Genomic DNA, 24,308 nt, shown 5'->3' on the forward strand with positions numbered 1-24,308 from the left:
AGCGGCAATTCCCCCACGGATTCCGCGGGTTCACCCTCCGTTCACCGCGACGCCCGGTCCCCGCACGTATGTGCACCTACGGTCGCGCTGACACCAGGGCATACAGGGATTCTCAAGGGGAGAACACAGTGCGCAAGCTCCTGCCGTTGATCGGGACGCCGTCCGGTTCGCATCCTGGCGGCCGGTCCGCGATGACCTGCCGTTTCCGGTGTGGTGACGCCTGCTTCCACGAGGTGCCGAACACCAGCTCCAACGAGTACGTCGGCGATGTCATCGCCGGTGCACTCAGCCGCCGTTCCATGATGCGGGCCGCCGCCGTCGTGACCGTCGCCGCGGCGGGTGCCGGGGCCGTCGGCGTGGCGGGGGCGCCGTCGGCGCAGGCCGCGCCCGCGGCCGGAAAGGGACCCGGGAAGCCGTCGTGGACGCAGGGTGCGCGGGGGCTGCGGTTCACGCCCGTCGCGCCCAACACCGACGACGCCGTGACCGTACCGGAGGGGTACCGGCAGGACGTCGTCATCCGTTGGGGTGAACCCATCCTGCGCGGGGCGCCCGCCTTCGACGCCGAGAAGCAGACCGCCAAGGCGCAGGCCGGGCAGTTCGGGTACAACAACGACTTCCTCGCGCTGCTGCCGCTGCGGGGCGAGCACGACCGCCAGCTCCTCGTCGCGAACCACGAGTACACCGACGAGGTGCTCATGTTCCGCGGCTACGACCCCGAGAACCCGACCCGCGAGCAGGTCGAGATCGCCTGGGCCGCGCACGGGCTGTCCGTCGTCGCCGTGGAGGAGGAAAAGCGGAGCGGGCGGCTCACGGCCGTGCCGCGGCACCGGTTGAACCGGCGGGTCACCGCCACCACCGAGTTCCGGCTCACCGGCCCGGCCGCCGGGTCCGACCTGGTGAAGACCTCCGCCGACCGCACCGGCCGCAAGGTGCTCGGCACCCTCAACAACTGCTCCGGCGGCACCACCCCGTGGGGCACGACGCTGCACGGCGAGGAGAACTTCAACCAGTACTTCGCCAACGCCTCCAGCGCCACCGACAAGCGGTACGGGATCGGGACCGGTGCCACCGAGCGCAAGTGGGAGCGGTTCGACAAGCGGTTCGACGTCGCCCGGGAGCCGAACGAGGTGCACCGGTTCGGGTACGTCGTCGAGCTGGACCCGTACGACCCCGACTCCACGCCGCGCAAGCACACGCTGCTCGGCCGGTTCAAGCACGAGGCCGCGACGGTGCGGCTGACGCACGACGGGCGGCCGGTCGTCTACACCGGCGACGACGAGCGGTTCGACTACTTCTACAAGTTCGTCGGCAGCAAGCGGATGCGGCACGGCAACTCCCGCTGGGCGCGCGAGCACAACCTCTCGCTGCTCGACGAGGGCACCCTGTACGTCGCCAAGCTCGACGGCGACTCCCCGGCGATCGAGATCGACGGGACGGGCACGCTGCCGCGCGACGGCGAGTTCGACGGCGGCGGCAGGTGGATCCCGCTGGTCACCGCCACCGAGCGCGGTGCCGTGTCGCACGTCGAGGGGATGAGCGCCGAGGAGGTGTGCGTCTTCACGCGGCTCGCCGGGGACAAGGTCGGCGCGACCAAGATGGACCGGCCCGAGGACATCGAGCCGTCGCCGACCACCGGCAAGGTGTACGTCGCCCTCACCAACAACACCAACCGGGGCAAGAGCGGCTACGCGGGCCCCGACGAGGCCAACCCGCGCAACTCCAACAAGCACGGCCACGTCCTGGAGCTGACCGAGCGCTGGAACCGGGCCGACGCCACCACCTTCGGCTGGTCGCTGTTCCTGGTCGCCGGTGACCCGGAGGACCCGGCGACCTACTTCGCGGGCTTCCCCAAGGACCGGGTCAGCCCGATCTCCTGCCCGGACAACGTCGCCTTCGACGACCACGGCAACCTGTGGATCTCCACCGACGGCAACGCGCTCGGCACCCACGACGGCCTCTTCGGCGTGGCGACCAAGGGCGACCGGCGCGGTGAGCTGAAGCAGTTCCTGACCGTGCCGACCGGCGCGGAGACCTGCGGCCCGCTCGTCCAGGACCGGCGGGTGCTGGTCGCCGTGCAGCACCCCGGCGAGGTCGACGGCGCCTCCGTGGAGCAGCCGGCCAGCACCTGGCCCGACGGGCCGGGGAAGATCGTGCGCCCGGCGGTCGTGGCGGTGTGGCGCGCGGACGGCCGCGACATCGGCGTCTGAGCCGTCCCGGACGGGAGGCCCGGGAACCGGGCGCCGCGCGCGGCCGCGTCGCGTCGCCCGGGGCCGGCCCGGCGTCCTCCTAGGCCGGCCCGGCGTCCTCCTGGGCCCGCGCGTGGAACTCCCGGACCACCTCGATGCGGCCCACGATGTGCCGGTTGAACTCCGCCAGTTCCTCCGCCGGGACCCACAGCTCCAGGATGGTCTCGCCGCCCGCCCGGCGTACGGGGTAGCGCGCCAGGAAGGCCGTGTCGACCTCGAAGCGGGTCACGTACCCCGCGCCGGAGGCGGGGACGTTCCAGTCGCGGGCGATGCGGACCGCGTAGTCCTCGTTGAGGACCGGGTAGAAGATCGGCTGCTCGGGCAGGCGCGGGGGCCAGGCCGTCCAGCCGGAGGCCTCGACGAGCGCCAGCTCCTCGGGGCCGGTGGGCCGCCACAGGGTCGTCGTGTCGCTCTCGGTCCGGTGCTCGGTCATGGTCGGCGACGTTAGCCGCCGGGGCGCGGGTCCCGCCAAGCGGTTTCAGAGCCGGGTGCGGGTCGGCCGGGGCGGGGTGGGCCCGGGCTCGCCCGCGGGCTCCGCGGGGGAGCGGCGGCGCGGTGGACGCCCGTACCGGCCCGTGAGCCAGGAGGCCAGGGCGACGGTGAGGCCGAGGGCGACGAGGAGCCAGGAGGCGGTGCGCAGCGTTTCGGTGAGGGCGTCGTAGACGGCGCCCGCGGCGGGGCCGTCCACCGGGCCGGGGAGTTCCGTGACGGTGAGGCGGCGGCCGACCACCACGGCGAGGGCGAGCAGGGCGCCGCCGAGGGCGGTGCCGATCCCGGCGGCCGTGACGGCGCGGCGGCGGCGGGCGGCGACGGCGATGCCGGTGACCGCGAAGGCGACGGCCGCCAGCGGCAGCCAGAAGGCGGCGACGTCGAGCACGTGGTAGCCCTTCCTGAGCCGGTCCGCGTCGTGGGCCGGGAGCACGGTGAGGGCGGTGTGCCGGACCGGGATGCGCCGGGCGAAGGGCACGTGGTCCTCGGCGAGCCGGTCCCGCACGCGTTCGGTGACGGGGGCCAGGTCGACGGTGACCGCGCGTCCGGCGGCGCCGTCGTCGCGCAGGGCGCGCAGCACGGCGGCGTGGACGGTGCGGTGGGCCGCGTCCCAGCCCTCGTGGAAGGCCTTGGTGCGGGTGAACGACCGGGCCGCGTCCCGCACGAAGAGCCGCACGGCTCCGTTCACGGGGCCGGCCGCGGTCTCGTCGACGTATCCGGCGAACCCGGCGCCCAGCGTGTCGGCGGCGGCGTCCCGTACGTCCGGGTCGTCGGCGAGCGGGGCGACGGCGGCGACGTACCGGCCGGTGTCGGCCGGTCCGTGCATCGCCCAGACCGCCAGCGTGGCGCACGGTGCGAGCAGGCTGGCGAGGGCGACGAGGACGGCCGACAGGGCGCTCCGGAGGCGGGGGGACACCCTCCCAGGCAAACCCCCGCGCCCCGGCCGGGCGACCGGCGTGACTGCAAATGGCCCCGGGGGACGAGCCGGTCAGGTGGTGCGGGTGAGGGTGTGGTGCCCGGTCGCCTGCGCCTTCCCGGCGGCCTGGTGGGTGGCGTAGTGGTAGTACAGCCCGGCGGTCACCGCCGCCGCGAGCAGCAGGGACACCAGGACGCAGGTGAACATGGCCACGCCGCTGCCCGAGTACAGGAATCCCAGCGCGCTGCCCGCGAACGCCCCCCACAGCACCGCGTGGCCCTCGCGGGGCAGCCGGTCGGCCACCGCGCGGACCACGTACCACAGGAGGGCGAAGGCGAGCACCGTCATGAAGCCGAACAGCAGGTTCCAGCCGGTGACGGGGCCGCCGTGGCGGCGGACGGACGCGGCCCAGTAGCCGTAGACCAGGCCGATCGCGAGGGGCATCGCCCACCTCGCCAGCAGGTGGGTCCGCTCGCCGAAGACGTCGGGCGTCCTGCGCCCGGACGCGCCCGTGCCCGCGCCGGTGCGGGCGCCGGTGGATGTTCCGCGTGTGGGTACCGCGTGAGCCATGGGAGCACTCCTCTCGCCTCGCCCCGTTCGCCCCCGTCTACCAGGGCACACCTGGGTCGGCCCGCCGGCAAGTCGGGATGCGGGGCGGTCGGGCGCGTGTTTCGCTGGGGCCCGTGAGGGGTCGTGTCCGCAGGCCGGTGCGCGCCCGGTGGCGGCCGCTCGGGCGGCTCGTGCACGCCGCCGGCCGGGGCGACGCCGTGTCCCGGCACGAGCTGCTCAGTGTGCGCGGCCGCACGGTGGCCTGGGTGTTCCCGCTGCTGCTGCTCATCGGCATCGCCGCGGGCGACGTCACCACCGGCGCCTTCGAGATCATCTCCTGGACCGTGCTGGTGCCGGGCGTGGCCGCCGCGATCTGCGGGGTGCGCGGGACGGCCGTCTTCGCCGTGCTCGCGGTCGTGGTCTACGTCATGGCCGACACCGTCTGGCAGCACCGGGCCGAGACCGGGCTGCCCGGGCTGGTCCTCGTCGTCCTCGGCGGCGCCATCGCCGTGGTGGCCGCCGGGTACCGGGTCGACGGCGAGCGGCGCATGCTGCACATGCGGGACATCGCCGACACCACCCGCCGCACGGTGCTGCGTCCGCTTCCGGCAGGCTTCGGCGGTATTGACCACGCCGCCGTGTACCTCTCGGCGGACAGCGAGGCCCGCGTCGGCGGCGACTTCTACGACATCCAGCCCGGCCCGCACGGCACCCGGGTGCTCGTCGGCGACGTGCAGGGCAAGGGGCTCGGCGCGGTGGAGGCGGCCGCCGCGCTGCTCGGCACCTTCCGCGAGGCCGCCTACCACGAGGCGGACCTCGGGACGGTCGCCGAGCGCCTGGAGATCCGCATGCTGCGCCACCGCGCGCACACCGCCGCCCTCGGCCGGTCCGACGGCGACCGGTTCGCCACCGCCGTGCTGATCGGCTTCTCGCCCGGCCTGCCGGACGCGGTGGACGCCGTCGTCTTCGGCCACGAGCCCCCGCTGGCGGTCGGCCCCCGCGGCGTGCGCGTGCTGCCGGTGGTGGGCGGGCTGCCGCTGGGCATGGCGGAACTGGCGCCCGCCGGCCGGTGCGGGAGGACGCCGCCGGTGCACCGGCTGCGCCTGGCCGCGGACGAGACGCTGCTGCTGGTCACCGACGGGGTGACCGAGGCCCGCGACCCCTGCGGGGCCTTCTACCGGCCGACCGACGACATCGCCCGCGCCGTCGCCGCCGACGCACGTGACGCCGCGCCCGCGCGGCTGGTGGCCCTCGTACGGGACGGCACGCTGAGGCACTGCCGGGGGCGGGTGGCCGACGACACCACGGTCTTCGCGGTACGGCGCACGCCGGGCGGCCAGGGTCCGGCCGCCGACGGCTGAGTGCCCCGCGGTGCGGCCGCAGCGGTTACCGTGCTGCCGTACGTGATCGACAGGGGGAGGGGACATGCCCGGAACCGTGCTGCTGCTCGCGGCGTCGCCCGTGGGCCGTGGGTGCCTGGTGGACGCCGCCTCCGTGCTTCCCGTGCTCGCGGCGGTGCCGCCCGCCGTGCTCTCCGGCACGGACACGGCGAACGTCGTGGAACTCGCCGACCCGCTGGAGCCGCAGGCGGTCCTCACCCGGCTGCGGGCCGCGGCGGCGGCCCCCGGACCGCTCACGGTCTACGTCGCCGGGCAGCTCCAGCTGGACCGGCGCCAGCGCCTGCCGCACCTGGCGCTGGCCCGTACGACGCCGTCGACCGTCCGCTACACCGCGCTGCCCTGGCACTGGATCCGCGAGGAGCTGCGGCTGCGGCCGAGCGGCGCGACGACGCTGCTGCTCGACCTGCACGCCGACCAGGAGACCTGGCAGTGGCTGCGGACCAGCCCGCTGGACTCCGGGCGCAACAACGCGGTGTACGGACGCGTCGCGCCGCCGCCCGCACGGCGGACGGTGGCCGTCCCCTCGTACATGCGGGGCGTCGCCACGATCCTGCGCAGCGGGCACCGGCCGCCGCCGGACGAGCTGCACGAGCAGGCGCTGGCCCGGGCCGCGGCAGACACCGCGGGCAGCGGTGCGGACCTGGTGCTGACGGCGCCGGGGCCGGCGGCGGGCGATCCGCACGCGGTCATCGCCGCGGCCGTGCGGTCCGGACGGCACGGGGACGCCGACGCGCTCGCCGCCCGGCACGAGCGGGCCGCGGCTTACGCGCGCGGGCCCGCCTCCGAGGACGCGCTGCACTGGACCGAGGTCCGGGCGGACCTGGCGATGTTCGCGGGGGACCCGGTGCGCAGCTGCCGGGCCTGGCTGACGGTGGCCGAGGCGCGGCTCGGCGCCGGGCAGCCCCCGCAGGCGCCCGCCGTGGAGGCGGCCGTCGACCGGGCCCACCACCAGTGGGGGCTGATCCGCGACGCCGGACGGGCCCGGGAGCTGGGCGCGGCCCTCGCCGCGCTGCGCGGCCGCGTACCGGGCCGCCGCGAGGGCGCCCTGGACCACGTCCAGCGCGAACTGAGCCGCCTGCAGACCCAGGGCTGAGCGTGCCGGTCCCGGCGGGTGGCGGCCGGCGGCCCGCTAGCCGCCCGACGAGGCCAGGTCGTCCGGGTCGTCCGCGGGCGGGGCCAGTTCGTGGGCCGGGGCGTGGGCCGGGACCGGGGCGTGGGCGGAGTCCGTGGGGCCCGCGTTCGCGGCCAGCAGCAGGCAGACGACGGCGGCGACGGCCGCGGCGAGGGCTCTGGCGTAACGTTCGGCGGTGCGGGGGCGTCCGGGCACGGTGTCCTCTGCGGGATCAGCGGATGTGTCAAGCACGGTTAAGCGCGCTTAATACGCGGTTTAACCTAGAGCCGTCCGAGCCGAACGGCAAGAGCCTCATGGGGAGTTGGCAGTGGCGGACCGTGACGACCGAAACGCCATCGGACGCCGGGTGCAGCGGCTGCGGGCCGAGCGCGGGATGACCCAGCGCCAGCTCGCGGAACCGGCGTACACCCCCGCCTACATCTCCACCCTGGAGGCCGGTCGCGTCCGCCCCTCCGACGAGGCGCTGCGGCACCTCGCCGAGCGGCTCGGCGTCGGCTACGAGGAGCTGGCCACCGGACGCCCCGCCCGCCTCGCCACCGACCTGCGGCTCAGGCTCACCGAGGCGCAGCGCACCCTCGCCACCGAGGGCGCGGAGCAGGCCGCCGCCCAGTACACCGGGCTGCTCGCCGAGGCCGAGGCGCACGAGCTGGCCGAGGAGCGGGCCGCCGCGCTGCTCGGGCTCGGGGAGTGCGCCGTGGAGACCGGAGAACTGGCCGCCGGACGGCAGTACTTCGAGCGGGCCGAGCAGTGCCTCGCCGACGCCGGAGCCCCGCTGCCCGCCCGCGTCCCGGCCCTGCGCGGACGCGCCCTCGCCCACTACCTCGCCGGTGAACTGCGCTACGCCGTCTACCTCCTGGAGACCACCCTCGACGAGCTGAACCGCGGCGGCCTGCACGACCCCGACGCGCTGCTGCTGCTCTACGCCAGCGCGATCGGCCCGTACATGGACATGGGCGCCCACGCGCGCGCCGCCCAGGCCGCCGAACTCGCCCTCTCCCTCGCCCCCAGCGTCGGCGACCCCGCCCTGGTGGCCCGCATGCACCGCTCCGTCGCCCGCACCCTGCTCGCCGAGGGCCGCCTCGCCGACGCCGACGCCTCGCTCGCCAAGGCGGCCGAGCTGTACCGCACGCTGCAGCTGCGTACCGAGCTGGCCAACTGCCACTGGATGCGCGGCTACGTCTGCGCCCAGAACGGCGAACTCCCGCGCGCCGAGGCGGAGATGCGCGAGGCCCTCGGCATGCTGTCGGCCACCCGCGCCGCCCTCTACAGCAGCCAGGTCGCCGTCGAACTGGCCGACGTACTGCACCGGCGCGGCAAGTCCGAGGAGGCCGCGGACCTGCTGCACGGCGTCCTGGACGACCTCTCCTCCGAGCGCGGCGCCGTGCACTCCGCGGGCGCCCACCGGCTGCTCGGCATCATCGCCGAGGACGCCCGGGACACCGAGGCCGCCGAGGAGCACTACGTCCGCGCGCTGAGCCTGCTGGAGCGGGCGGGCGCGGCCGGTGACCTGGCCGACCTGTGCCGGCTCCTCGGCGACCTGCTGCGCCGCACCGGCCGTGTGGAGGCGGCCCTGGACGCGTACCGCACCGGCCTCGGGCACCGCACCGCGCCCGGCACGACCACCCTGGGCCCGGCGCCCGCACAGCCGCCGCTGTAGCCCCGGCCGGTGCCCTGCCGCGGGCTCACACCTGGGCCCGCCCCTGCCGCCGGGCCTCCGTCAGGCGTCCGGTGCCGACCTCCACGGAGGTGCGGGTGGCGTCGTCGGCCGGTTCGCCGAGGGTGCCGTTGGTGAGGCTGATCGCGTCGTCGCCGACCCGGACGGCGACGAGGTCCACGGTGAGGATCCCGTCGCGGGCGTCCCCGTCGGAGCGGTCGTCCGGCGCCGCGTCGGCCACCGTCACCCGCAGGCCCCGGCGGGCGTCCCCCGCGTCGGGCAGCGGCAGGGCGGCGACCCGGACGTCCCGGACGGTGCCGTGGGCGGTGGCCCGCGCCTCGAAGCGGCCGCACGTGTCCGGCAGCGTCCCGAGCCAGGCCAGCGTCCGGTCCAGGTCGGCGGCGCGGTAGGAGGTGACCCGGTAGTGCAGCTGGGCGCCGCCCTCCGCGTCGTCCAGGGCGGCCGTGGCCCGGGGCGCGGTGGCGGCGTCCGCGCCGAAGAGGTCCTCGGTGTAGAGGACGTCCAGCAGCCGTCGGCAGTCGGACCGTCCGGCGGTGGCCTTGAGCAGGTCGTCGCGCCAGGTCGCGGCACCCCGCGTGGGCTCCCACGCCTCCCCCAGGTCGGCCGCCGTGATCAGCGCCGTCCGCGCCTGCCCCCGGGTGAGCACCGGCGGCAGGCCCGGTGACGGCAGCGCGGCCGGGGACCGCGGGTTCGGCGGCACCGGACCGGCCGGCCGGTCCGCCCCCCGCCCGCCGACGGCACAGGCGGCCGTCGTCAGCGCCAGCACCGCCGCGAGCGCGGCGCCCAGCGGCGGACGGGCGGCGGGGGCGGGTGACGGACGGGCGGCGGGGGCGTGCTGCATCGGTGCCTCCTGGAGGGCCGGTGCGACCGGCGCCGTTCAGGATCGGTCACGCCTCCACGGCACCACCGTCCCCGCCCCGCCACCAGCGTGCGCGGCCGTCCGGGTGAGAGCGCCCGGCGACCGCGGACGTCCGGCTACAGGCCCAGCCACACCGTCGTGTCCGGCCCCAGCCTGCCGTCCTCCAGCGGGGCGCTGCTCAGCAGCACCTCACCGGCGGGCAGGTCCACCGCGGTGCCGGAGAGGTTGGTGACGCAGCGCCAGCCGTCCGAGCGGTCGAACCGCAGCACCCCCGCCGGGACGTCGTCCGACCAGGTCAGCGCCTCGCCGTCGAGCAGCTTGCGGCGCAGTCGCAGGGCCGTGCGGTACAGCTCCAGCGTCGAGCCCGCCACCCCGTCCTGGGCCTGGACGGCGTACGCCGCGAAGCCCGGCGGCTGCGGCAGCCACGCCCCGCCCGCACCGAAGCCGTACGAGGGTCCCTCCGTCGTCCAGGGCAGCGGCACCCGGCAGCCGTCGCGGCCCTTGCGGACGTGGCCGGTCTGCTCCCAGATCGGGTCCTGGAGGACCTCGGTGGGCAGGTCGGCCACCTCGGGCAGCCCCAGCTCCTCGCCCTGGTAGAGGTACGCCGAGCCGGGCAGCGCCAGCATCAGCAGCGTCGCCGCGCGGGCCCGGCGCAGTCCGGCCGCCGGGTCGACGGCGGGGGCGTGGCCGCCGGACAGCAGCCAGGCGTCGGTGTCCGTGTCCGGCGGCAGCACCAGGCGGGTGGCGTGCCGGACGACGTCGTGGTTGGACAGCACCCAGGTCGCCGAGGCTCCGGCGGCCCGGGCGTCGGCCAGCGAGCCGGTGATGACCTCGCGCAGCTCGGCCGCGTCCCAGCCGGTCTGGAGGTACTCGAAGTTGAAGGCCTGGCCGAGTTCGTCAGGTCGGGCGTACAGCACGCGCCGGGGGCCCGGGACCCAGGCTTCGGCGACGGCCGTGCGGGGCGGGGTGTAGGCGTCGAGGATCTTGCGCCAGTCGCGGTAGACCTCGTGGACGTCGTCGCGGTCGTAGAGCGGGTGGGTGCCCGGCGCGAAGCGCGCGAGGGCCGCCTCGCCGCTCAGCTCGGGGGCGCCGAGGTCGCGCAGCGGCTCGGTCAGGTCCTTGACCAGTGCGTGCGCGACGTCGACGCGGAAGCCGTCGACGCCCCGGTCGCACCAGAACCTCAGTGTGGTGCGGAAGTCGGCGCGGACCTGCTCGTTGTCCCAGTTCAGGTCGGGCTGCTGGGGGGCGAAGAGGTGCAGGTACCACTGTCCGTCGGGCACTCGCTGCCAGGCGCTGCCGCCGAAGACGGACTGCCAGTCGGTGGGCGGGAGTTCGCCGTGCGCGCCGCGGCCCTCGCGGAAGACGTACCGGTCGCGGGCGGCCGACCCGGGACCGGCGGCCAGGGCCTCCCGGAACCAGGCGTGGCGGTGCGAGGTGTGGTTGGGGACGAGGTCGACGATCACCTTCAGGCCCAGCCGGTGGGCCTCGGCGGCCATCGCGTCGAAGTCGTCCAGCGTGCCCAGGCGCGGGTCGACGTCGCGGTAGTCGTCGACGTCGTAGCCGCCGTCGGCGAGTTCGGACGGGTAGAAGGGGCTGAGCCAGAGGGCGTCGACGCCGAGGGCGGCCAGGTGGCCCAGGCGCTGGGTGACGCCGCGCAGGTCGCCGAGCCCGTCGCCGTCGGCGTCGGCGAAGCTGCGGGGGTAGACCTGGTAGATGACGGCCTGTCGCCACCAGTTGGGGTCCTTGGACGACAGATCCGGGGTGCTGGCGGTGCTGCGTACGCTCACGCGGCCTCCTTCGCGGTACGTGCGGGCGACACGAACTGATCTGGTACGTCTGTCCAGATCACCCGAAAAGCGAACCCGTGCGCCCGCGACGCGCCGGTCACTACGCTTCGGTGCGCTCGACCGTGCCGAGGTACAGCTCCACGTACCGGGTCACGTCCACGTCCAGGGCCACGTCGACGAGGGGCTGTTCGCGCATGCCGTCGTGCAGTTCGGACTCGCCTACGCGCAGCCGCCGGTCGACGAGGGTCTGGCCGCGGGCGGGGCCGGGGGCCAGGGACACCTCGACGGGCAACCGGTGCGTGGTCAGACCCGCCGGGTCGATCACCGCGCAGACCGCTCCCGCGTCGCCCAGCCCGCCGCCGGGGTCCGTCGCGTCGGTGGCGGGACCGCGGTGGGCGAGCAGCTCCCCGGCGAGCCGGGTGCCGGGCTCGGTGCTCGCGCGCAGCCGCCGGACGTCCGCGCCGGGCACGATCACCCGCTCGAACACGTCGAGGCCGTACATGGTGATCGGCACCCCGGCGGTGAGCAGGATCGCGGCGGCCTCCGGGTCGTGCCACACGTTGAACTCGGCGACCGGCGTCGCGTTTCCGGTGGCCACCGCGCCGCCCATGAACACGATCCGCTCGATGTTGCCGGTGACCTCCGGGTGGGTGCGCAGCAGCAGCGCGATGTTGGTCAGCGGCGCGGTCGGGATCAGGGTGACCGGGCGCGGGGAGGCGAGGATCTCCCGGCGCAGCAGCGTCACCGCGTCCACGTCGGCGGGGGCGCGGGTCGGCGCGGGCAGCCCGAGGTCGCCCATGCCGTCGGCCCCGTGCACGTGCCGCGCGGTGCGCACACCCTCGATCAGCGGCCGCTCGGCACCCCGGGCGACGGGGATCTCCGGGGCACCGGCCCGCTCCAGCACGGTCAGCGTGTTCCGTACGACCCCGGCCACGTCGGTGTTCCCTGCCACGCAGGTGACCGCGCGCAGGTCCAGGCGGGGGTGGCGGACCGCCAGCAGCAGGGCCAGGGCGTCGTCGATGCCGGTGTCGCAGTCGATGATCACCGGAATGGGCTGCTGCTGGACGGAGACGGTGCTCACGGCGGGGCTCCTTGTACTTCGCGGGGACGCCGACGCGGCGACCTTACGTGGCGTGGGTGCTTCGGGGGGCGCGTGTCCGGTCCGGGCGGTGGCCCGCCGTGGTGGTTCGGCGCGGGGTGGGACCGCCTCCGTGACCGACGCGGCGAGGCGTCGGGCCCGGGCCCGGTGCTGGACGCGTGGTGCTGGACGTCCGGGGCCGGACGCGGACACACCCGGACCCCCACGCCCGGCGTCACGCCGGTACTCCACCGTCCTGCCGGGGTTGGTGGTCCGGTGGAGGGCGCGGGGGCTTCGGGGGCGCGTGTCCGGTCCGGGTGGTGGCCCGCCGTGGTGGTTCGGCGCGGGGTGGGACCGCCTCCGTGACCGACGCGGCGAGGCGTCGGGCCTGGGGCCCGGGGCCGGACGTCCGGGGCCCGACGCGGGAGGCGGCAGGCGGCAGGCGGGGCGCGGGGCGCCCGACCGGGACGCCTGGCGACCGGCGCCGGATGCCCGGCGCCCGGCGCCCGGCGTCGTGGCGTCGGTGTCGGGAAAGCGGGAGTCAGTCGGACGGCCACAGTTCGGGGCCGCGGGCCTTGGTCCGGGCGGTGATGTGGTGCAGGAGTTCGGTGCCGGGCAGGCGGCCCGGGCGGCGGCCGTCGCGCAGGCGTACGTCGACCAGGTCGCCGTCCCGCGCCTCCCGCGCGCCGATCACCGCCTGGTAGGGCACCTTCCGCGCCGCCCGGACCCGGGCGCCGAGGCTGCCCCGCTCCGGGTCGGCGACCTCGGCCCGCAGACCCAGCTCGGCGGCCCGCCGTACGAGGGCGTACGCCGCCTCCCGCTGCGCCCCGGCCACCGGCAGCACCACCAGCTGCACCGGGGCCAGCCACGCCGGGAACGCGCCGCCGTGCGCCTCGATCAGGTGGGCGACCGCGCGCTCCACGCTGCCGATGACGCTGCGGTGCACCATGACCGGGCGCTGCCTGGTGCCGTCGGGGGCGGTGTAGCGCAGGCCGAAGCGTTCGGGCTGGTGGAAGTCGACCTGGACGGTCGACAGGGTCGACTCGCGGCCCGCCGCGTCCTCGATCTGCACGTCGATCTTCGGGCCGTAGAAGGCCGCCTCGCCCTCCACCGCCTCGTACGGCAGTCCGTCCAGGGCGTCCCGCAGCAGCGCGGTGGCCCGCCGCCACAACTCCGGGTCGGCGACGTACTTGCCGCCGGGGCCCGGTAGGGACAGGCGGTAGCGGGCGGCCCGGATGCCGAGGTCGGCGTGGGCGCGGCGGATGAGCCCGAGGGCGGCGCGGGCCTCGCCGACGGCCTGGTCCGGGGTGCAGAAGATGTGCGCGTCGTTGAGGTGGATGGCCCGCACGCGGGTCAGTCCGCCGAGGACGCCGGAGGGCTCGGAGCGGTACATCGCGCCCAGCTCGGCGATGCGCAGGGGCAGTTCGCGGTAGCTGCGGGAGCGGGAGCGGTAGACCAGGGCGTGGTGGGGGCACAGGCTCGGACGCAGCACGACCTCCTCGGCGCCCAGCTCCATCGGCGGGAACATGTCGTCGCGATAGTGCTCCCAGTGCCCGGAGATCTCGTACAGCTCGCGTTTGCCGAGGACGGGCGAGTAGACGTGGCGGTAGCCGGCCCGGCGCTCCGCCTCGCGGACATACTCCTCCAGGGTATGGCGGACGACCGCGCCGTCGGGCAGCCAGTACGGCAGGCCCGCGCCCATGAGGGGATCGGTGTCGAACAGCTCCAGTTCGCGGCCGAGCCGCCGGTGGTCCTCGTGGTGCATGGTGGTCTCCCTCGCAACGGTCCACGGGACGAGCACCACGCGACGAAGCCCCGGGGCGCTCGCCCCGGGGCTTCGGACTTGGTCAGCAGTCAGCGCGCCGGGACGGTTCCCGGCGTCGTCTTCAAGGACGGACAGGCGCGCTGCATGGGGGCGACGGTACGGGGCGCCGGGCGCGGACGCGAGCGGGTTTCGGCCGGCCGGACGGGAGTGTCAGCGCACGATCACCAGCTCGTGCGAGGTGGTGTTCAGCCGCCTGCCCCCGTCCTCCGTACAGGCCACGACGTCCTCGATGCGGACGCCGAAGCGGTCCGGGAGGTGGATGCCGGGCTCGATGGAGAAGCACATGCCCGGTTCGAGGGGCTGCTCCTCGCCCTCCACCAGATAGGGCGGCTCGTGGGTGGTGACGCCGACGCCGTGACCGGTGCGGTGCGCGACCTGCCCGGCGTGACCGGCCTCCTCGATCACCGCGCGGGCCGCCCGGTCGACGTCCTGGCAGGACACCCCGGGCCGCACCGCCCCGAAGGCCGCCCGCTGCGCGGCCCGGACGGTCTCGTGGACCCGGCGCTCCTCGTCCGACGGCGCCCCGACGTGGACGGTGCGGGCGGTGTCGAAGCCGTAGCCGTCGCGCAGACCGCCGAAGTCCAGGACGACCATGTCGCCGTCCCCGATGACCCGGTCGCCGGGCCGGTGGTGCGGGTCGGCGGCGTGCGGCCCGGCGCCGACCACCGTGAAGTCGACCCGGCTGCGGCCGTGCCCGCGCACCAGCCCGGCCAGGTCGGCGGCCAGCTCGCGCTCGCTGCGCCCGGCGAAGCGCAGCCCGAGGACCTCCTCGTACGCGGCGTCGGCCGCCGCCGCGGCGGCTGTCAGGCGGGCCACCTCGTGGTCGTCCTTCACCGCGCGCCGCATGGGCAGGACGACGGACAGCGGCTGGTAGGTGGCCAGCGGCAGGGACGCCTGGAGGCAGAGCAGGTGCAGTGCCCAGGTCGCGTCGGACACGGCGTACCGCCCGTGCGGGCGCAGCAGCCCGGCCGCGGCGGCGTACGCGTTCTGCCCCTCCCACCAGTCCGACACGCGGACCGCGCCCGCGCCGGGGGCCGCCTCGGCGCTCGGACGGTCGACCGCCGGCACCAGCAGCCGGGGCTGGGAGTTGGCGGTCAGGACGAGGAGGGTGAGGCGTTCGGCGGGGGCGGTGGGCCGGTAGCCGCACAGCCACACCAGGTCGGGGCCGGGGGTGACCAGCACCCCGGCGAGCCCGAGGGCGGCGGCCTCGTACGCGGTGCGGTCCATGCGGGCCGCGTAGACCTCCTCGGTGAAGGCGCCGGGGGCGGCGTCGCCCGCGTCCTCAGACGTGTCCCGGCCCACCGCTGCCGAAGGCTCCGCTCGATCCCGGCAGCCAGCGGCGCCGCTTCTGGTCGTCGCCGCGGCGGCTGCCCGAGTGGTGCAGTTCGTAGGGCATGAGCCGCGGGCTCCCGTTGTCGTTCAGCGGGATCTCGTCGGGTTCGCGCATCTCCTGCTCCTCACGGACGGCCCCGGTGGCCGGGAGGTGCGGCTGTTCGTCGGCGCGGGGGCGGTCGGGCTCCCGGTCCATGACCCGCATGCCGACGCGTACGGCCCAGACCAACGCCCCGGCGATCACCAGCCCGATGATGAAGACCACTGCCACCTTGAGCCCGCCCGAGGGCGCGGCCAGCACTACATACGTTGCCGTACTCATGTTCTGATTATGTACCCCCAAATGAGATAAAGCGCCTGATATGTCCCGCCCGATATGTCCTCGCGATTGAGGCGGGCCGGTGGCTGGTACCCGGTCGGGGCGGGGCGTGCCGGTCGTGGGCCGCCGTCCCTCCCGCGGCACCGGTGGAAGGAGCAGCCCATGACCGCGCCGTTGACGGTGGACGCCCATGAGTACGGCCTGGTCGGGGACGGGACCGCCGACGACGGGCCGGCCCTGCGGAAGCTGGTGGACGCGCTGGGGGACGCCACCGCCGAGGACGGGCGGCCGCGCACGGTGCGCGTGCCCGCCGGGCGGTACGTGATCCGGGACGAGCCGGTGCGCTGGCGCAGCGGCGTCTCGCTGGTCGGTGCCGGACGCGGAGCCACCTGCTTCGCCCTGGCCAACCCGGGCGCCCCCACCCGGCCGGTGCCCCTGGCCTGGTTCACCACCGCGCAGCACGGCGCGGGGCGGGACCGCCACATCGCGGACGTCACCTTCGCCCACTTCGAGATCGACGGGCAGGGGGTGGCGACCGAGGAGTACGACGTACTGGCCAAGGGCCTGGGCCTGCAGTACGTGCTGCGCGGGCGCTTCAGCGACCTGTACATCCACGACACCGCCGCCACCGGATTCGGGTGCGACTTCCTCCAGGACACGGTGGTGGAGGGCGTGCTGGCCGAGCGGTGCGGCCGGCAGGACCCCGGCGAGGAGATGGGCGGCGCGGGCATCGGGATCGGGGTCGGCGGGTGGGGGCCGGTCGAACGGCTGGCGGTGACCGACTGCACCGCCCGCGGCAACGGCACCAACGGCATCTTCCTGGAACTCCAGCAGGAGGAGTGGGTCCCGCCCCGCGGCATCCGCGTCACCGCCTGCCACACCGAGGACAACCGCTACGGCATCTCCGACTGGGGCGCCGACGGCCTGCAGGTCACCGGCTGCACGATGCTCGGCAACCACGTCGCCGGGTTCGACGTGTCGGCGCAGGGCACGACGAGCGTCGGCGGGCGCGGCGGCATCGTCACCGGGTGCGTGATCGACGGCAACGCGGGGGACGGGATCGCGCTGGGCAACACCCCCGGCCCGTACGGCTTCCACGGCAATCGCGTGAGCAACAACGGCCGGTACGGGTACTGGGAGCACAATCTGGCCGACGGCGACCAGGAGCCCGCGACGGACATCGTCCTGGAGTCCAACGACATCCACGACAACGCGCTGGACGGCATCCGCGTCGACGCCCCGCTGCACGAGCCCGCGATCTTCGGCAACCGGATCCGGGGCAACGGCCGCCGTGCGGCGCCGGAAGCGGGCGGGGGCGGCGAGGGCGTCCACTGCGGGCCGCTGTCGCTGACCGACGAGCGGGCCGACTGGCTCCCGGGCGGCCACCGCGGCAAGGAGCTGACGGTCGGCGGCGGTCCCGAAGGGGCCGAGGTCACCGCCGTGGTCACCGACAACACCGCCACCCGGCTCACCCTCGCCCCCCTGCGCCCGGGAGCCGACACCGCGTGGCCCGACGGCACCCCGGGCCCCGGCACCGCCTACCGCCTCCCGGACTCCCCGGCCCCGCGCGCCGGTCTCACCGCCGCCGCTGCCGTGACCCACCCGTACGTGCACGGCAACCGCGTCCGGGACGACGGGCGCCCCCGCACCCAGATCCACGCCGTGTGGATCGCGCCCGAGGCCACCTGGACGGGCGGGCGGGTCTCCGGCAACGACTTCGGCGGCAACGGCTCGGCGTCGACCCGTTTCGACTCGGCGCCGAGCGGCGGGCGCTGGCGCGACAACGCGGGGTGACGCGGTGCCGCGGGTGACGCGGGGGCCTCGGCGCCGTCAGGGTGCGCGCAGTGCGTCCACCGCGATCCGGGCCGCGGTGCCGATCACCGCGTCCGCCGCCGGGAGCACGGCCGCCGTCTGGGCGGTGCGCGTGAAGACCGCCACGGCGTAGCGGCCGCCGTCGGGGTATTCGACGACGCCGACCTCGTTGCGCAGGGTGGGCAGGCTGCCGGTCTTGCCGGCCACGTGCACGTCGTCGAAGGGGAAGCCGGATGCCAGGCGGTGCGGCCACACCTGGAGGCCCATGATCCGGCGCATCGCGGCGCCGTACTCGGGCGGGCACGCCTCGTCCCGCCACAGGGCGCCGAGCAGGCGGGTCATGTCGCGGGGGGTGCTGTGGTTGGTGCGGGCCGGGTCCAGGGCGCGCAGCCGGGTGATGACGTGCGGGTCGGTCAGCCCCCGGGCACCGGCGGGCCCGGCGTCCTCGCGCATGATGTCCAGCGTCTCGCCGAAGCCGTACACCGCCCGTGTCCGGGTGAGGCCGAGCCGGGCCGTGGTCCGGTTGACGGCGTCCAGGCCGACCCGGCGCAGCAGCAGGTCGGCGGCGGTGTTGTCGCTGACGGACATCATCAGGTACGCGGCGTCGCGCAGCGACAGCCGGACCGGGTCGAGCATGGCCGCGAGCCCGGTGGGCCCAGGGGTGCGTCCGTCGGGCGGGCACTCGACCCGCTCGGTGAGGTCCAGCTCCCCGGCCGCCGCCCGCTCGTGCAGCGTCACCAGGACGCACAGCTTGTGGACACTCGCCGTGCAGACCGGCTGGTCCGCCCCGGCCTCGACCTGCGCGCCGGAGTCGATGTCCACGGCGTGCAGCCACCCGGTGACCCCGGCATCGGCGAAGGCGGCGTCCAGCCGGGCGGCGACGGCGGTCACAGGGAACGTCCAAGGGTGTCGGGGCATGCGGGCCGGGGAGGAGTCGGGCGTCGGGCAGGACCCCGTCGGTCGCCGCTCGGCGGGGCTTCCCGAGCCGGGAATTCTCCTGCGGTGGCTGGGGGCGGGTTCAAAGCCAGTACTCCGATGCCGGGCGAAGGTGCAGGGGCCGGGCGGCTGTCTCGGCGTGGGCGCCGGCCGTGGTGCGCAGGGCGTGGGTGGCCGCGTCCGCGAAGGCGCCCACGGCGGCGTCGCCGCGCCCCTTGGGCCAGGCCGCGGAGTGCCGCCAGGCGGGCGGCGCCCCGGCCAGCGGACGCCAGACCAGGTCCGGGTCGCCGGGGGTCACGAGCCGGGTGTCGCGGGGGCCGAGCGCGACGGCCCCCGACGACAGGACCAGGCCGCGGACGAAGCTGGCGCCCTGGCCGTGCCGTACGGCGGCGGGCGTGTAGCCGCCCCGGGCGCAGGCGGTGAGCAGGTCGTCGTAGACCGCGGGGGCGTCGGCGCGCGGGAAGAGCACCAGGTCGTAGCCGGTGAGGGCGGCGAGCGGCACCTCGTCCAGCTCCGTCTGGGGCGCGCCGCGCGGCAGCAGCACGCCGAGGTCGCGGCGGAGCACCGGGCCCAGCTCCAGGCCGGTGACGTCGCACGGGTGGTGGATGAGGCCGACGTCCAGCTCGTGGGCGGCGAACCCGGCGAGCTGCTGGGCGGTGGTCAGCTCGTGCAGCTCGAGTTCGAGCCCCGCGTGCCGGCGGCGGAAGTCGGCCAGCAGCGCGGCGACGGTCTCGCCGGAGATGTCGGGGGACAGGGCGGCGCGCAGCAGACCGCTCTCGCCGTCCCGGATGCGGCGCGCGGCGGTCCGCAGCGCCTCGGCGCGGGCCAGCAGCTCACGGGCCTCGGCGAGCAGCAGCGTGCCCGCCTCGGTGATCGTCACCTGGCGGCTGGTGCGCTCGAAGAGCCGGACGCCCAGCTCCTTCTCCAGCCGCTGGATGCGCTGCGACAGGGGCGGTTGGGCCATGCCGAGCCGGGCGGCGGCACGTCCGAAGTGTGACTCTTCTGCAACAGCCACGAAGCACTCCAGGTGCCGCACCAGGTCCACGACCAGTAATCATATCGGTGATTGATCAATCCGACATCCATATCGGTCTTGGACAGGGAGTCGACGGGGTTGCTCTCCTCGGGCCATGCGCTCCTTCCGTGACCGTGACCGCGGCCTTGACCCTGACCCTGACCCTGACCACGACCGGCGCCTCGCGCCCCGCGCCCGCCGGTGGCCCGGCGTGCTCGCCCTCGCCCTCGTCCTCCCCCTGGCCGGCTGCGCCACCGACTCCGACTCCGACTCCGGTGCGGACTCCGGCCGTCCGGCCGCGGCGTCGTCGGCGAGCGCCCCGGCCACCGCCGGTACGGGCACTCCGGCGCCCGAGGTCCGGGCGCAGCTCCGGGTGGACGGTGACGTCCGCCAGTACCTGCTGCACCGGCCCCCCGCCCCTGGCGCCGATGACGACGACGGCCCAAGGCCCCTCCTCATCGCCTTCCACGGCCGCGGCGCCGACGCCGCCGAGCTGCGGGCGAAGACGCGGCTGGAGCGGGCCGCCACCGCGCGCGGCATGCTCGTCGCCTTTCCCGAGGGCCTCGGACACGGCTGGGGCGCGGGCACGCAGGTGACGAAGCAGCGCCCGGACCCCGGCCTGGACGTGCGGTTCACCGAGACGCTGATCAAGCACCTGGTCCGTACCGAGCGGGCCGACCCCGAGCGGGTCTACGTCGCCGGGTTCTCCAACGGCGGCTCGATGGCCCTGCGCATGGCCGCCGAGCGTCCCGCCCTGCTGGCGGGCGCGGCCTCGGTCTCCGGCCAACTGCCCACGGGGTCCGCCGCGGTGGAGCCCACCGGGCCGGTCCCCGTCATGGTCGTCTACGGCGCCGACGACCCCGTACGGCCGCTCGCGGGTTGGCCCTCCCCGCCGCCGGACCCCGAGGAGCCGATCCTGCCGACCCGGTCGGCCCGGGACAGCGCGGCGGCGTTCGCGGCGGCCGGGGACGCGGGCGAGCCGGTCACCCGGGAGGAGAAGGGCTACGACCGGACGGTGTGGCGGCTCGGGACCGGCGCCCCCGGCGGCGACCGGCGGCCCGACGGCACGGTGCAACTCCTCGTCGTCGACGACGCCGGTCACACCTGGCCGGGCTCGACCGTGCCGCCGCCCGAGGGATTCGGCCCGGTGAGCAAGGCCCTGGACGCCACCGACACGCTCCTCGACTTCTTCACCGACCCCGGCCCCGGCCGCTGACCCGACAAGGACCTCCCATGCCCGATGCACCCCACCTCCCCCCTGCTCACCTCCCCCCTCCCCGCCGCCGCAGGCCCCGGGGCGGTGTCCGGGCCGTCGCCGCCGTGGGGATCGTCCTCGCGATCGCCGCGGGCGGCTCGTACGCCGCCGGGTTCGGCCCCTTCGCGCGCGGCGACGACGGACCCGACCCCGCCGCGATGGAACAGGCGCGCGCCTTCCTCGCCGACTGGGCCGCCGGGCGCCTGCCGAGCGCGGCCGGCCGCACCACCGAGCCCGGCAAGGCGCAGGAGGTGCTGCAGAGCTTCACCGCGGGGCTCGACATCGACAAGCCGAAGCTGACGGCGGCGGACGACGGCGTGAAGGAGGAAGAGGACGGCACCCTCGGCGTCCCCTTCACCGCCCGGATGCCGGTCACCGGCCTGGGCACCTGGACGTACGCGTCGCGGCTGCCGCTGCGCGAGCAGGACGACGGCGGCTGGAAGGTGGACTGGCGGCTGTCCCTGGTGCACCCGCGGCTGAGCGAGACGGAGAAGTTCCGCCTGGAGCGCGAGGAGAGCGCGCCGCCGAAGGTCACGGACCGGCAGGGGGTCTCCCTCGTGGACGCCGCGTACCCGTCCCTGGCCCCGCTCCTGGGGCGGCTCGCCGGTGACGCGGGCGGCGGCGGTCCGCGCGGCGCGGTCGAGCTGGTCGACCGGGCCAGCGGCGAGACCGTGCGCACCGAGGCGTCCTTCGGCAAGAAGCCCGACCCGGCGACGGCGGACCGGCCCGTGCGCACCACCCTGGACGCCGGCTGGCAGGCCGCCGCCGAGAAGGCCCTCGGGGAGGCCGACGGCAAGAACGCCTCCCTCGTCGCCCTGCGCGTCGACAACGGCGAGGTCCTCGCCCTCGCCAACTCGCCCTCCTCCGGCTTCAACCGCGCCGCCTCCGGCACCTACGCGCCCGGCTCCACCTGGAAGATCGTCACCAGCAGCGCCCTGCTGCTCAAGGACGCGGTCGCGCCCGACGACGTCGTGGACTGCCCCAAGTACCTGACGGTGGGCAAGGAGTTCCACAACGTGGAGACCTCCGAGCACCCCGGCGCCACCTTCCGCAAGGACTTCACCGAGTCCTGCAACACCGCCTTCATCAGCCTGCGCGGCAAGCTCGACGACGGGGAGCTGGGGAAGGTCGCGCGCACCCACTTCGGGGTCGGCCAGGAGTGGCACGTCGGCATCCCGACGTACGACGGCTCGGTGCCGGTGCCCAAGGACGAGACGGAGAAGGCCGCGTCGATGATCGGGCAGGGCCGGGTCCAGGCCAACCCCCTGATCATGGCGTCGGTGACGGCCACCGCGGTGTCCGGCGAGTTCCACCAGCCGTCCGTCACCGCGGGCAACGAGGACGAGACCCGCACCGAGCCGCTCCCCGACGAGGTCGTCACCCAGCTGCGCGGGCTGATGCGGGCCACCGTCACCGACGGCACCGCGCGCGTGCTGGCCGACCTGCCGGGTGAGATCGGCGCCAAGACCGGTACCGCCGAGGTCTCCGACGACCAGGACAACAACGGCTGGCTGGTCGCCCACCGCGGCAACGTGGCCGTCGCCGCGGTCGTCGAGGAGGGCGTCACCGGCGGCGGTTCGGCGGGACCGGTCGTGCACAGCCTGCTGTCGGCCGTACCGGAGGACCCGTCCTGAGTCCGGCCCCGGGCGGCCCCGAGGCCCGTGCCACCGGCACCGGTCCGCGGATCAGCCGAGCCGCACCGGCAGTTCCGTCAGCCCCCGCAGCAGGGTGCTGGTGCGCCAGGTGAGCGTCGCCGGGTCGGTGGCGAGGGCGAGCGCGGGGTGCCGTTCGAGGAGCAGGCGGACGGCGACGGCGGCCTCGACGCGGGCCAGCGGGGCGCCCAGGCAGTGGTGCGGACCGTGGCCGAACCCGAGGTGGCCCCGCGGGCGGCGGCCGATGTCGAAGCGGTCGGGGTCGGGGTGGTGCGCCGGGTCGCGGGAGGCGGCGGCGAGGGAGACGAGCACCGAGTCGCCCGCCGCGATCGCGGTGCCCGCCAGTTCCAGCGGCTCGGCCGCGAAGCGGAACGCGGAGGCGTGGACGGGGGAGTGGTGGCGCAGCGACTCCTCCACGGCGCTCTCGGTCAGCTCCGGCTCGGCGCGCAGGCGGGCGAGCTGGTCGGGGTGGGTGAGCAGGCCGTGGACGGTGGCCGAGATCAGGTTGACGGTCGTCTCGTGCCCGGCGACCAGGATGAGGAAGGCCATGCCGAGCAGTTCCCCGGCGGTGAGTTTGCCGCTGTCGGCGGCGCCCACCAGGTCGGCCAGGAGCGTGCCGTCCGGGATGCGGCGCTTGGCGTCGGTCAGCTCGGTGAGGTAGCCGGTCAGGGCGTCGGCCGCCGACCGGGCCGCCTCCGGCGAGGTGGGCATGACCAGCTCGTTCGACCAGGTGTGGAAGCCCCCGCGGTCGCTCTCCGGGATGCCCAGCAGCTCGCAGATCACCGTGACCGGCAGCGGCAGTGCGTACCGGGCGACCAGGTCGGCCGTGCCCGTGCGCGGCAGCGCGTCCAGCAGGTCGTGCGCGATGCGCTCGACGCGCGGGCGCAGGGCGGCGGTCCGGCCCGGCGTGAAGTGCCCGGCGACCAGGCGGCGCAGGCGCGTGTGCTGCGGCGGGTCGCTCTGGAGCATGTTGTGGCCGATGGCGTGCCCGCCGTCGCTCCGCCAGGACGCGGAGTGCCGGATGTCGTTGCGCAGCCGCGGGTCGGCGAGCGCGGCCCGCGCCGCGTCGCGCGTCACCACCAGCCAGCTCTCCCCGCTGCCCGGCACCAGCACCCGGTGCACGGCGCCCCGGGCCCGCAGGGCGGCCAGTTCCTCGACGGTGGGCGCGGTCATGGGGCCTCCTGAGGGGGAGAAACTTAAACGGGGAGTACTCCCCGTTTCCTCGGCCGACGATAGCATCGGCACCCGGAGCACGGGGAGCACTCCCCGGTTCGTACGACCCGGAGGGCGAGGATGACCGTCGGCGCACGCGACGGAGCGCCCCGGCAGCGACGTGACGCGCGGCGCAACCGGGAGCTTCTGCTGGAGGCGGCCCACGAGGTGTTCACCGAACAGGGGCTGGACGCGCCGCTGGACGTGATCGCGCGCCGGGCCGGGGTGGGCAACGCGACGCTCTACCGCCACTTCCCCACCCGTGCCGCCCTGGTGGACGCCGTGTTCCGGGACTCGCTGACGGGCACGATGGACGCCGGTGAGCGGGCCAGGAAGGCCCCGGACGCGTGGGCGGGGCTCACCGCCTACCTGGAGGTGGTCTTCCGCACCCTGGCCGCCGACCGGGGCTCCAACGACCTCATGACCACGCACCTGCGGGGTGTCGAGAGCCTGGAGGCCGTGCACGGGCACAACCGCCGGACCGTGGACGCGCTGCTGTCCCGCCTCCGCGACGAGGGCACCGTCCGCGCCGACGTCACCACCGAGGACGTGCTGTTCGGCCTCGCGGCACTCGGCCGCGCGGTCCCGGCGCTGACCGCCGCGACCGCGACGCCGGACGCGACTAAGGGGGCGACCGTGCCGGATGCCTGGCGCCGCCCCCTCGCCCTGTTCCTGGCGGGCCTGCGCACCGCACCGGCCGCCGGGCCCCTGCCCGCCCCCGCGCTCACCGCCGCCGGACTCGCCGAGGTGCTGCGCGAACTGGGCCCGCACCGCACCCGCGCCGGGGACCGCGAGCCCGGCGCGTGAGGCGGGCCGGGC

General features: G+C 75.8%; 21 protein-coding genes. 8 read left to right on the plus strand and 13 right to left on the minus strand.

Annotated elements, in window-relative coordinates; all coding sequences use genetic code 11:
* The first annotated feature begins 128 nt into the window (after positions 1-128).
* Positions 129-2,207 carry a PhoX family protein gene (locus ACGH52_RS19915; protein WP_399941135.1) on the plus strand — a complete coding sequence of 693 codons (2,079 nt, stop codon included), beginning with the start codon at positions 129-131 and terminating at the stop codon, positions 2,205-2,207.
* A gap of 79 nt (positions 2,208-2,286) precedes the next feature.
* On the opposite strand, the gene ACGH52_RS19920 is transcribed toward ACGH52_RS19915, so the two are convergent.
* From ACGH52_RS19920 to ACGH52_RS19930, 3 genes are all read right to left on the minus strand, one after another.
* Complete coding sequence (locus ACGH52_RS19920) at positions 2,287-2,679, minus strand: ADP-ribosylation/crystallin J1 (RefSeq protein ID WP_171987261.1); 393 nt, start codon at positions 2,677-2,679, stop codon at positions 2,287-2,289.
* A gap of 45 nt (positions 2,680-2,724) precedes the next feature.
* Positions 2,725-3,651: a hypothetical protein gene (locus ACGH52_RS19925; protein WP_399941138.1), complete on the minus strand. Its 927-nt coding sequence runs from the start codon at positions 3,649-3,651 to the stop codon at positions 2,725-2,727.
* A 72-nt stretch (positions 3,652-3,723) separates the two neighbouring features.
* On the minus strand, positions 3,724-4,221 hold the full coding sequence (locus ACGH52_RS19930) for a hypothetical protein (protein WP_121700857.1): 498 nt from the start codon (positions 4,219-4,221) through the stop codon (positions 3,724-3,726).
* A 77-nt stretch (positions 4,222-4,298) separates the two neighbouring features.
* Here ACGH52_RS19930 and ACGH52_RS19935 point away from each other — a divergent pair, with 77 nt between their 5' ends.
* Entirely contained in the window at positions 4,299-5,561 is a 1,263-nt protein-coding gene (locus tag ACGH52_RS19935) for a PP2C family protein-serine/threonine phosphatase (RefSeq protein WP_399941141.1), read from the plus strand.
* Between the two features lie 64 nt (positions 5,562-5,625).
* Positions 5,626-6,693 (plus strand): hypothetical protein, encoded by a 1,068-nt coding sequence (locus ACGH52_RS19940; protein ID WP_210974368.1) that lies wholly within the window; start codon positions 5,626-5,628, stop codon positions 6,691-6,693.
* Positions 6,694-6,729: 36 nt separating this feature from the next.
* On the opposite strand, the gene ACGH52_RS19945 is transcribed toward ACGH52_RS19940, so the two are convergent.
* Positions 6,730-6,927: a hypothetical protein gene (locus ACGH52_RS19945; protein ID WP_059299370.1), complete on the minus strand. Its 198-nt coding sequence runs from the start codon at positions 6,925-6,927 to the stop codon at positions 6,730-6,732.
* A gap of 112 nt (positions 6,928-7,039) precedes the next feature.
* Here ACGH52_RS19945 and ACGH52_RS19950 point away from each other — a divergent pair, with 112 nt between their 5' ends.
* Positions 7,040-8,389 (plus strand): helix-turn-helix transcriptional regulator, encoded by a 1,350-nt coding sequence (locus tag ACGH52_RS19950; protein ID WP_121700859.1) that lies wholly within the window; start codon positions 7,040-7,042, stop codon positions 8,387-8,389.
* Positions 8,390-8,414: 25 nt separating this feature from the next.
* Here ACGH52_RS19950 and ACGH52_RS19955 read toward each other — a convergent pair whose 3' ends face one another.
* The 6 genes from ACGH52_RS19955 to ACGH52_RS19980 form a co-directional block, all read right to left on the minus strand.
* A complete protein-coding gene (locus ACGH52_RS19955) occupies positions 8,415-9,248 on the minus strand; it encodes a hypothetical protein (RefSeq protein ID WP_399941145.1) in 834 nt (277 codons plus the stop codon).
* 134 nt (positions 9,249-9,382) lie between these two features.
* Entirely contained in the window at positions 9,383-11,053 is a 1,671-nt protein-coding gene (locus tag ACGH52_RS19960) for a glycoside hydrolase family 13 protein (protein ID WP_399941148.1), read from the minus strand.
* 100 nt (positions 11,054-11,153) lie between these two features.
* Complete coding sequence (locus ACGH52_RS19965) at positions 11,154-12,134, minus strand: nucleoside hydrolase (protein ID WP_399941151.1); 981 nt, start codon at positions 12,132-12,134, stop codon at positions 11,154-11,156.
* A gap of 538 nt (positions 12,135-12,672) precedes the next feature.
* Positions 12,673-13,896, minus strand: coding sequence for a threonine--tRNA ligase (gene thrS / locus ACGH52_RS19970; protein ID WP_059299375.1), 1,224 nt, complete (start codon positions 13,894-13,896; stop codon positions 12,673-12,675).
* Positions 13,897-14,106: 210 nt separating this feature from the next.
* Positions 14,107-15,183: an aminopeptidase P family protein gene (locus ACGH52_RS19975; protein WP_121700941.1), complete on the minus strand. Its 1,077-nt coding sequence runs from the start codon at positions 15,181-15,183 to the stop codon at positions 14,107-14,109.
* A 55-nt stretch (positions 15,184-15,238) separates the two neighbouring features.
* Entirely contained in the window at positions 15,239-15,610 is a 372-nt protein-coding gene (locus ACGH52_RS19980) for a DUF6479 family protein (protein WP_059299376.1), read from the minus strand.
* Positions 15,611-15,769: 159 nt separating this feature from the next.
* On the opposite strand from ACGH52_RS19980, the gene ACGH52_RS19985 reads away from it, so the two are divergent.
* The gene (locus ACGH52_RS19985) at positions 15,770-17,401 is read left to right on the plus strand and encodes a right-handed parallel beta-helix repeat-containing protein (protein ID WP_399941155.1); all 1,632 of its coding nucleotides are present in this window, start codon (positions 15,770-15,772) and stop codon (positions 17,399-17,401) included.
* Positions 17,402-17,437: 36 nt separating this feature from the next.
* On the opposite strand, the gene ACGH52_RS19990 is transcribed toward ACGH52_RS19985, so the two are convergent.
* Positions 17,438-18,310, minus strand: a complete 873-nt coding sequence (locus ACGH52_RS19990) for a serine hydrolase (protein WP_253191413.1) — start codon at positions 18,308-18,310, stop codon at positions 17,438-17,440.
* A 127-nt stretch (positions 18,311-18,437) separates the two neighbouring features.
* Positions 18,438-19,370 carry a LysR family transcriptional regulator gene (locus tag ACGH52_RS19995; protein ID WP_308293447.1) on the minus strand — a complete coding sequence of 311 codons (933 nt, stop codon included), beginning with the start codon at positions 19,368-19,370 and terminating at the stop codon, positions 18,438-18,440.
* A gap of 211 nt (positions 19,371-19,581) precedes the next feature.
* Here ACGH52_RS19995 and ACGH52_RS20000 point away from each other — a divergent pair, with 211 nt between their 5' ends.
* Both ACGH52_RS20000 and ACGH52_RS20005 read left to right on the plus strand, forming a co-directional pair.
* Complete coding sequence (locus ACGH52_RS20000; RefSeq protein ID WP_399941159.1) at positions 19,582-20,586, plus strand: alpha/beta hydrolase family esterase; 1,005 nt, start codon at positions 19,582-19,584, stop codon at positions 20,584-20,586.
* 17 nt (positions 20,587-20,603) lie between these two features.
* A complete protein-coding gene (locus tag ACGH52_RS20005) occupies positions 20,604-22,259 on the plus strand; it encodes a penicillin-binding transpeptidase domain-containing protein (RefSeq protein ID WP_399941162.1) in 1,656 nt (551 codons plus the stop codon).
* 51 nt (positions 22,260-22,310) lie between these two features.
* Here ACGH52_RS20005 and ACGH52_RS20010 read toward each other — a convergent pair whose 3' ends face one another.
* Positions 22,311-23,450, minus strand: a complete 1,140-nt coding sequence (locus tag ACGH52_RS20010) for a cytochrome P450 (protein ID WP_399941165.1) — start codon at positions 23,448-23,450, stop codon at positions 22,311-22,313.
* Between the two features lie 120 nt (positions 23,451-23,570).
* Here ACGH52_RS20010 and ACGH52_RS20015 point away from each other — a divergent pair, with 120 nt between their 5' ends.
* The gene (locus ACGH52_RS20015) at positions 23,571-24,296 is read left to right on the plus strand and encodes a TetR/AcrR family transcriptional regulator (protein ID WP_399941168.1); all 726 of its coding nucleotides are present in this window, start codon (positions 23,571-23,573) and stop codon (positions 24,294-24,296) included.
* Positions 24,297-24,308: the final 12 nt, after the last annotated feature.

Source organism: Streptomyces sp. BBFR25, from assembly GCF_044590125.1.
Classification (GTDB): domain Bacteria; phylum Actinomycetota; class Actinomycetes; order Streptomycetales; family Streptomycetaceae; genus Streptomyces; species Streptomyces canus_D.

Excerpts from the sequence above, each read along its gene's own strand:
- ACGH52_RS19920 (WP_171987261.1), bottom strand. The coding sequence starts at position 2,679 with ATGACCGAGCACCGGACCGAGAGCGACACGACGACCCTGTGGCGGCCC.
- ACGH52_RS19930 (WP_121700857.1), bottom strand. The coding sequence starts at position 4,221 with ATGGCTCACGCGGTACCCACACGCGGAACATCCACCGGCGCCCGCACC.
- ACGH52_RS19935 (WP_399941141.1), top strand. The coding sequence starts at position 4,299 with ATGCGGGGCGGTCGGGCGCGTGTTTCGCTGGGGCCCGTGAGGGGTCGT.
- ACGH52_RS19940 (WP_210974368.1), top strand. The coding sequence starts at position 5,626 with ATGCCCGGAACCGTGCTGCTGCTCGCGGCGTCGCCCGTGGGCCGTGGG.
- ACGH52_RS19955 (WP_399941145.1), bottom strand. The coding sequence starts at position 9,248 with ATGCAGCACGCCCCCGCCGCCCGTCCGTCACCCGCCCCCGCCGCCCGT.
- thrS (WP_059299375.1), bottom strand. The coding sequence starts at position 13,896 with ATGCACCACGAGGACCACCGGCGGCTCGGCCGCGAACTGGAGCTGTTC.
- ACGH52_RS19975 (WP_121700941.1), bottom strand. The coding sequence starts at position 15,183 with ATGGACCGCACCGCGTACGAGGCCGCCGCCCTCGGGCTCGCCGGGGTG.
- ACGH52_RS19980 (WP_059299376.1), bottom strand. The coding sequence starts at position 15,610 with ATGAGTACGGCAACGTATGTAGTGCTGGCCGCGCCCTCGGGCGGGCTC.
- ACGH52_RS19985 (WP_399941155.1), top strand. The coding sequence starts at position 15,770 with ATGACCGCGCCGTTGACGGTGGACGCCCATGAGTACGGCCTGGTCGGG.
- ACGH52_RS20005 (WP_399941162.1), top strand. The coding sequence starts at position 20,604 with ATGCCCGATGCACCCCACCTCCCCCCTGCTCACCTCCCCCCTCCCCGC.
- ACGH52_RS20010 (WP_399941165.1), bottom strand. The coding sequence starts at position 23,450 with ATGACCGCGCCCACCGTCGAGGAACTGGCCGCCCTGCGGGCCCGGGGC.
- ACGH52_RS20015 (WP_399941168.1), top strand. The coding sequence starts at position 23,571 with ATGACCGTCGGCGCACGCGACGGAGCGCCCCGGCAGCGACGTGACGCG.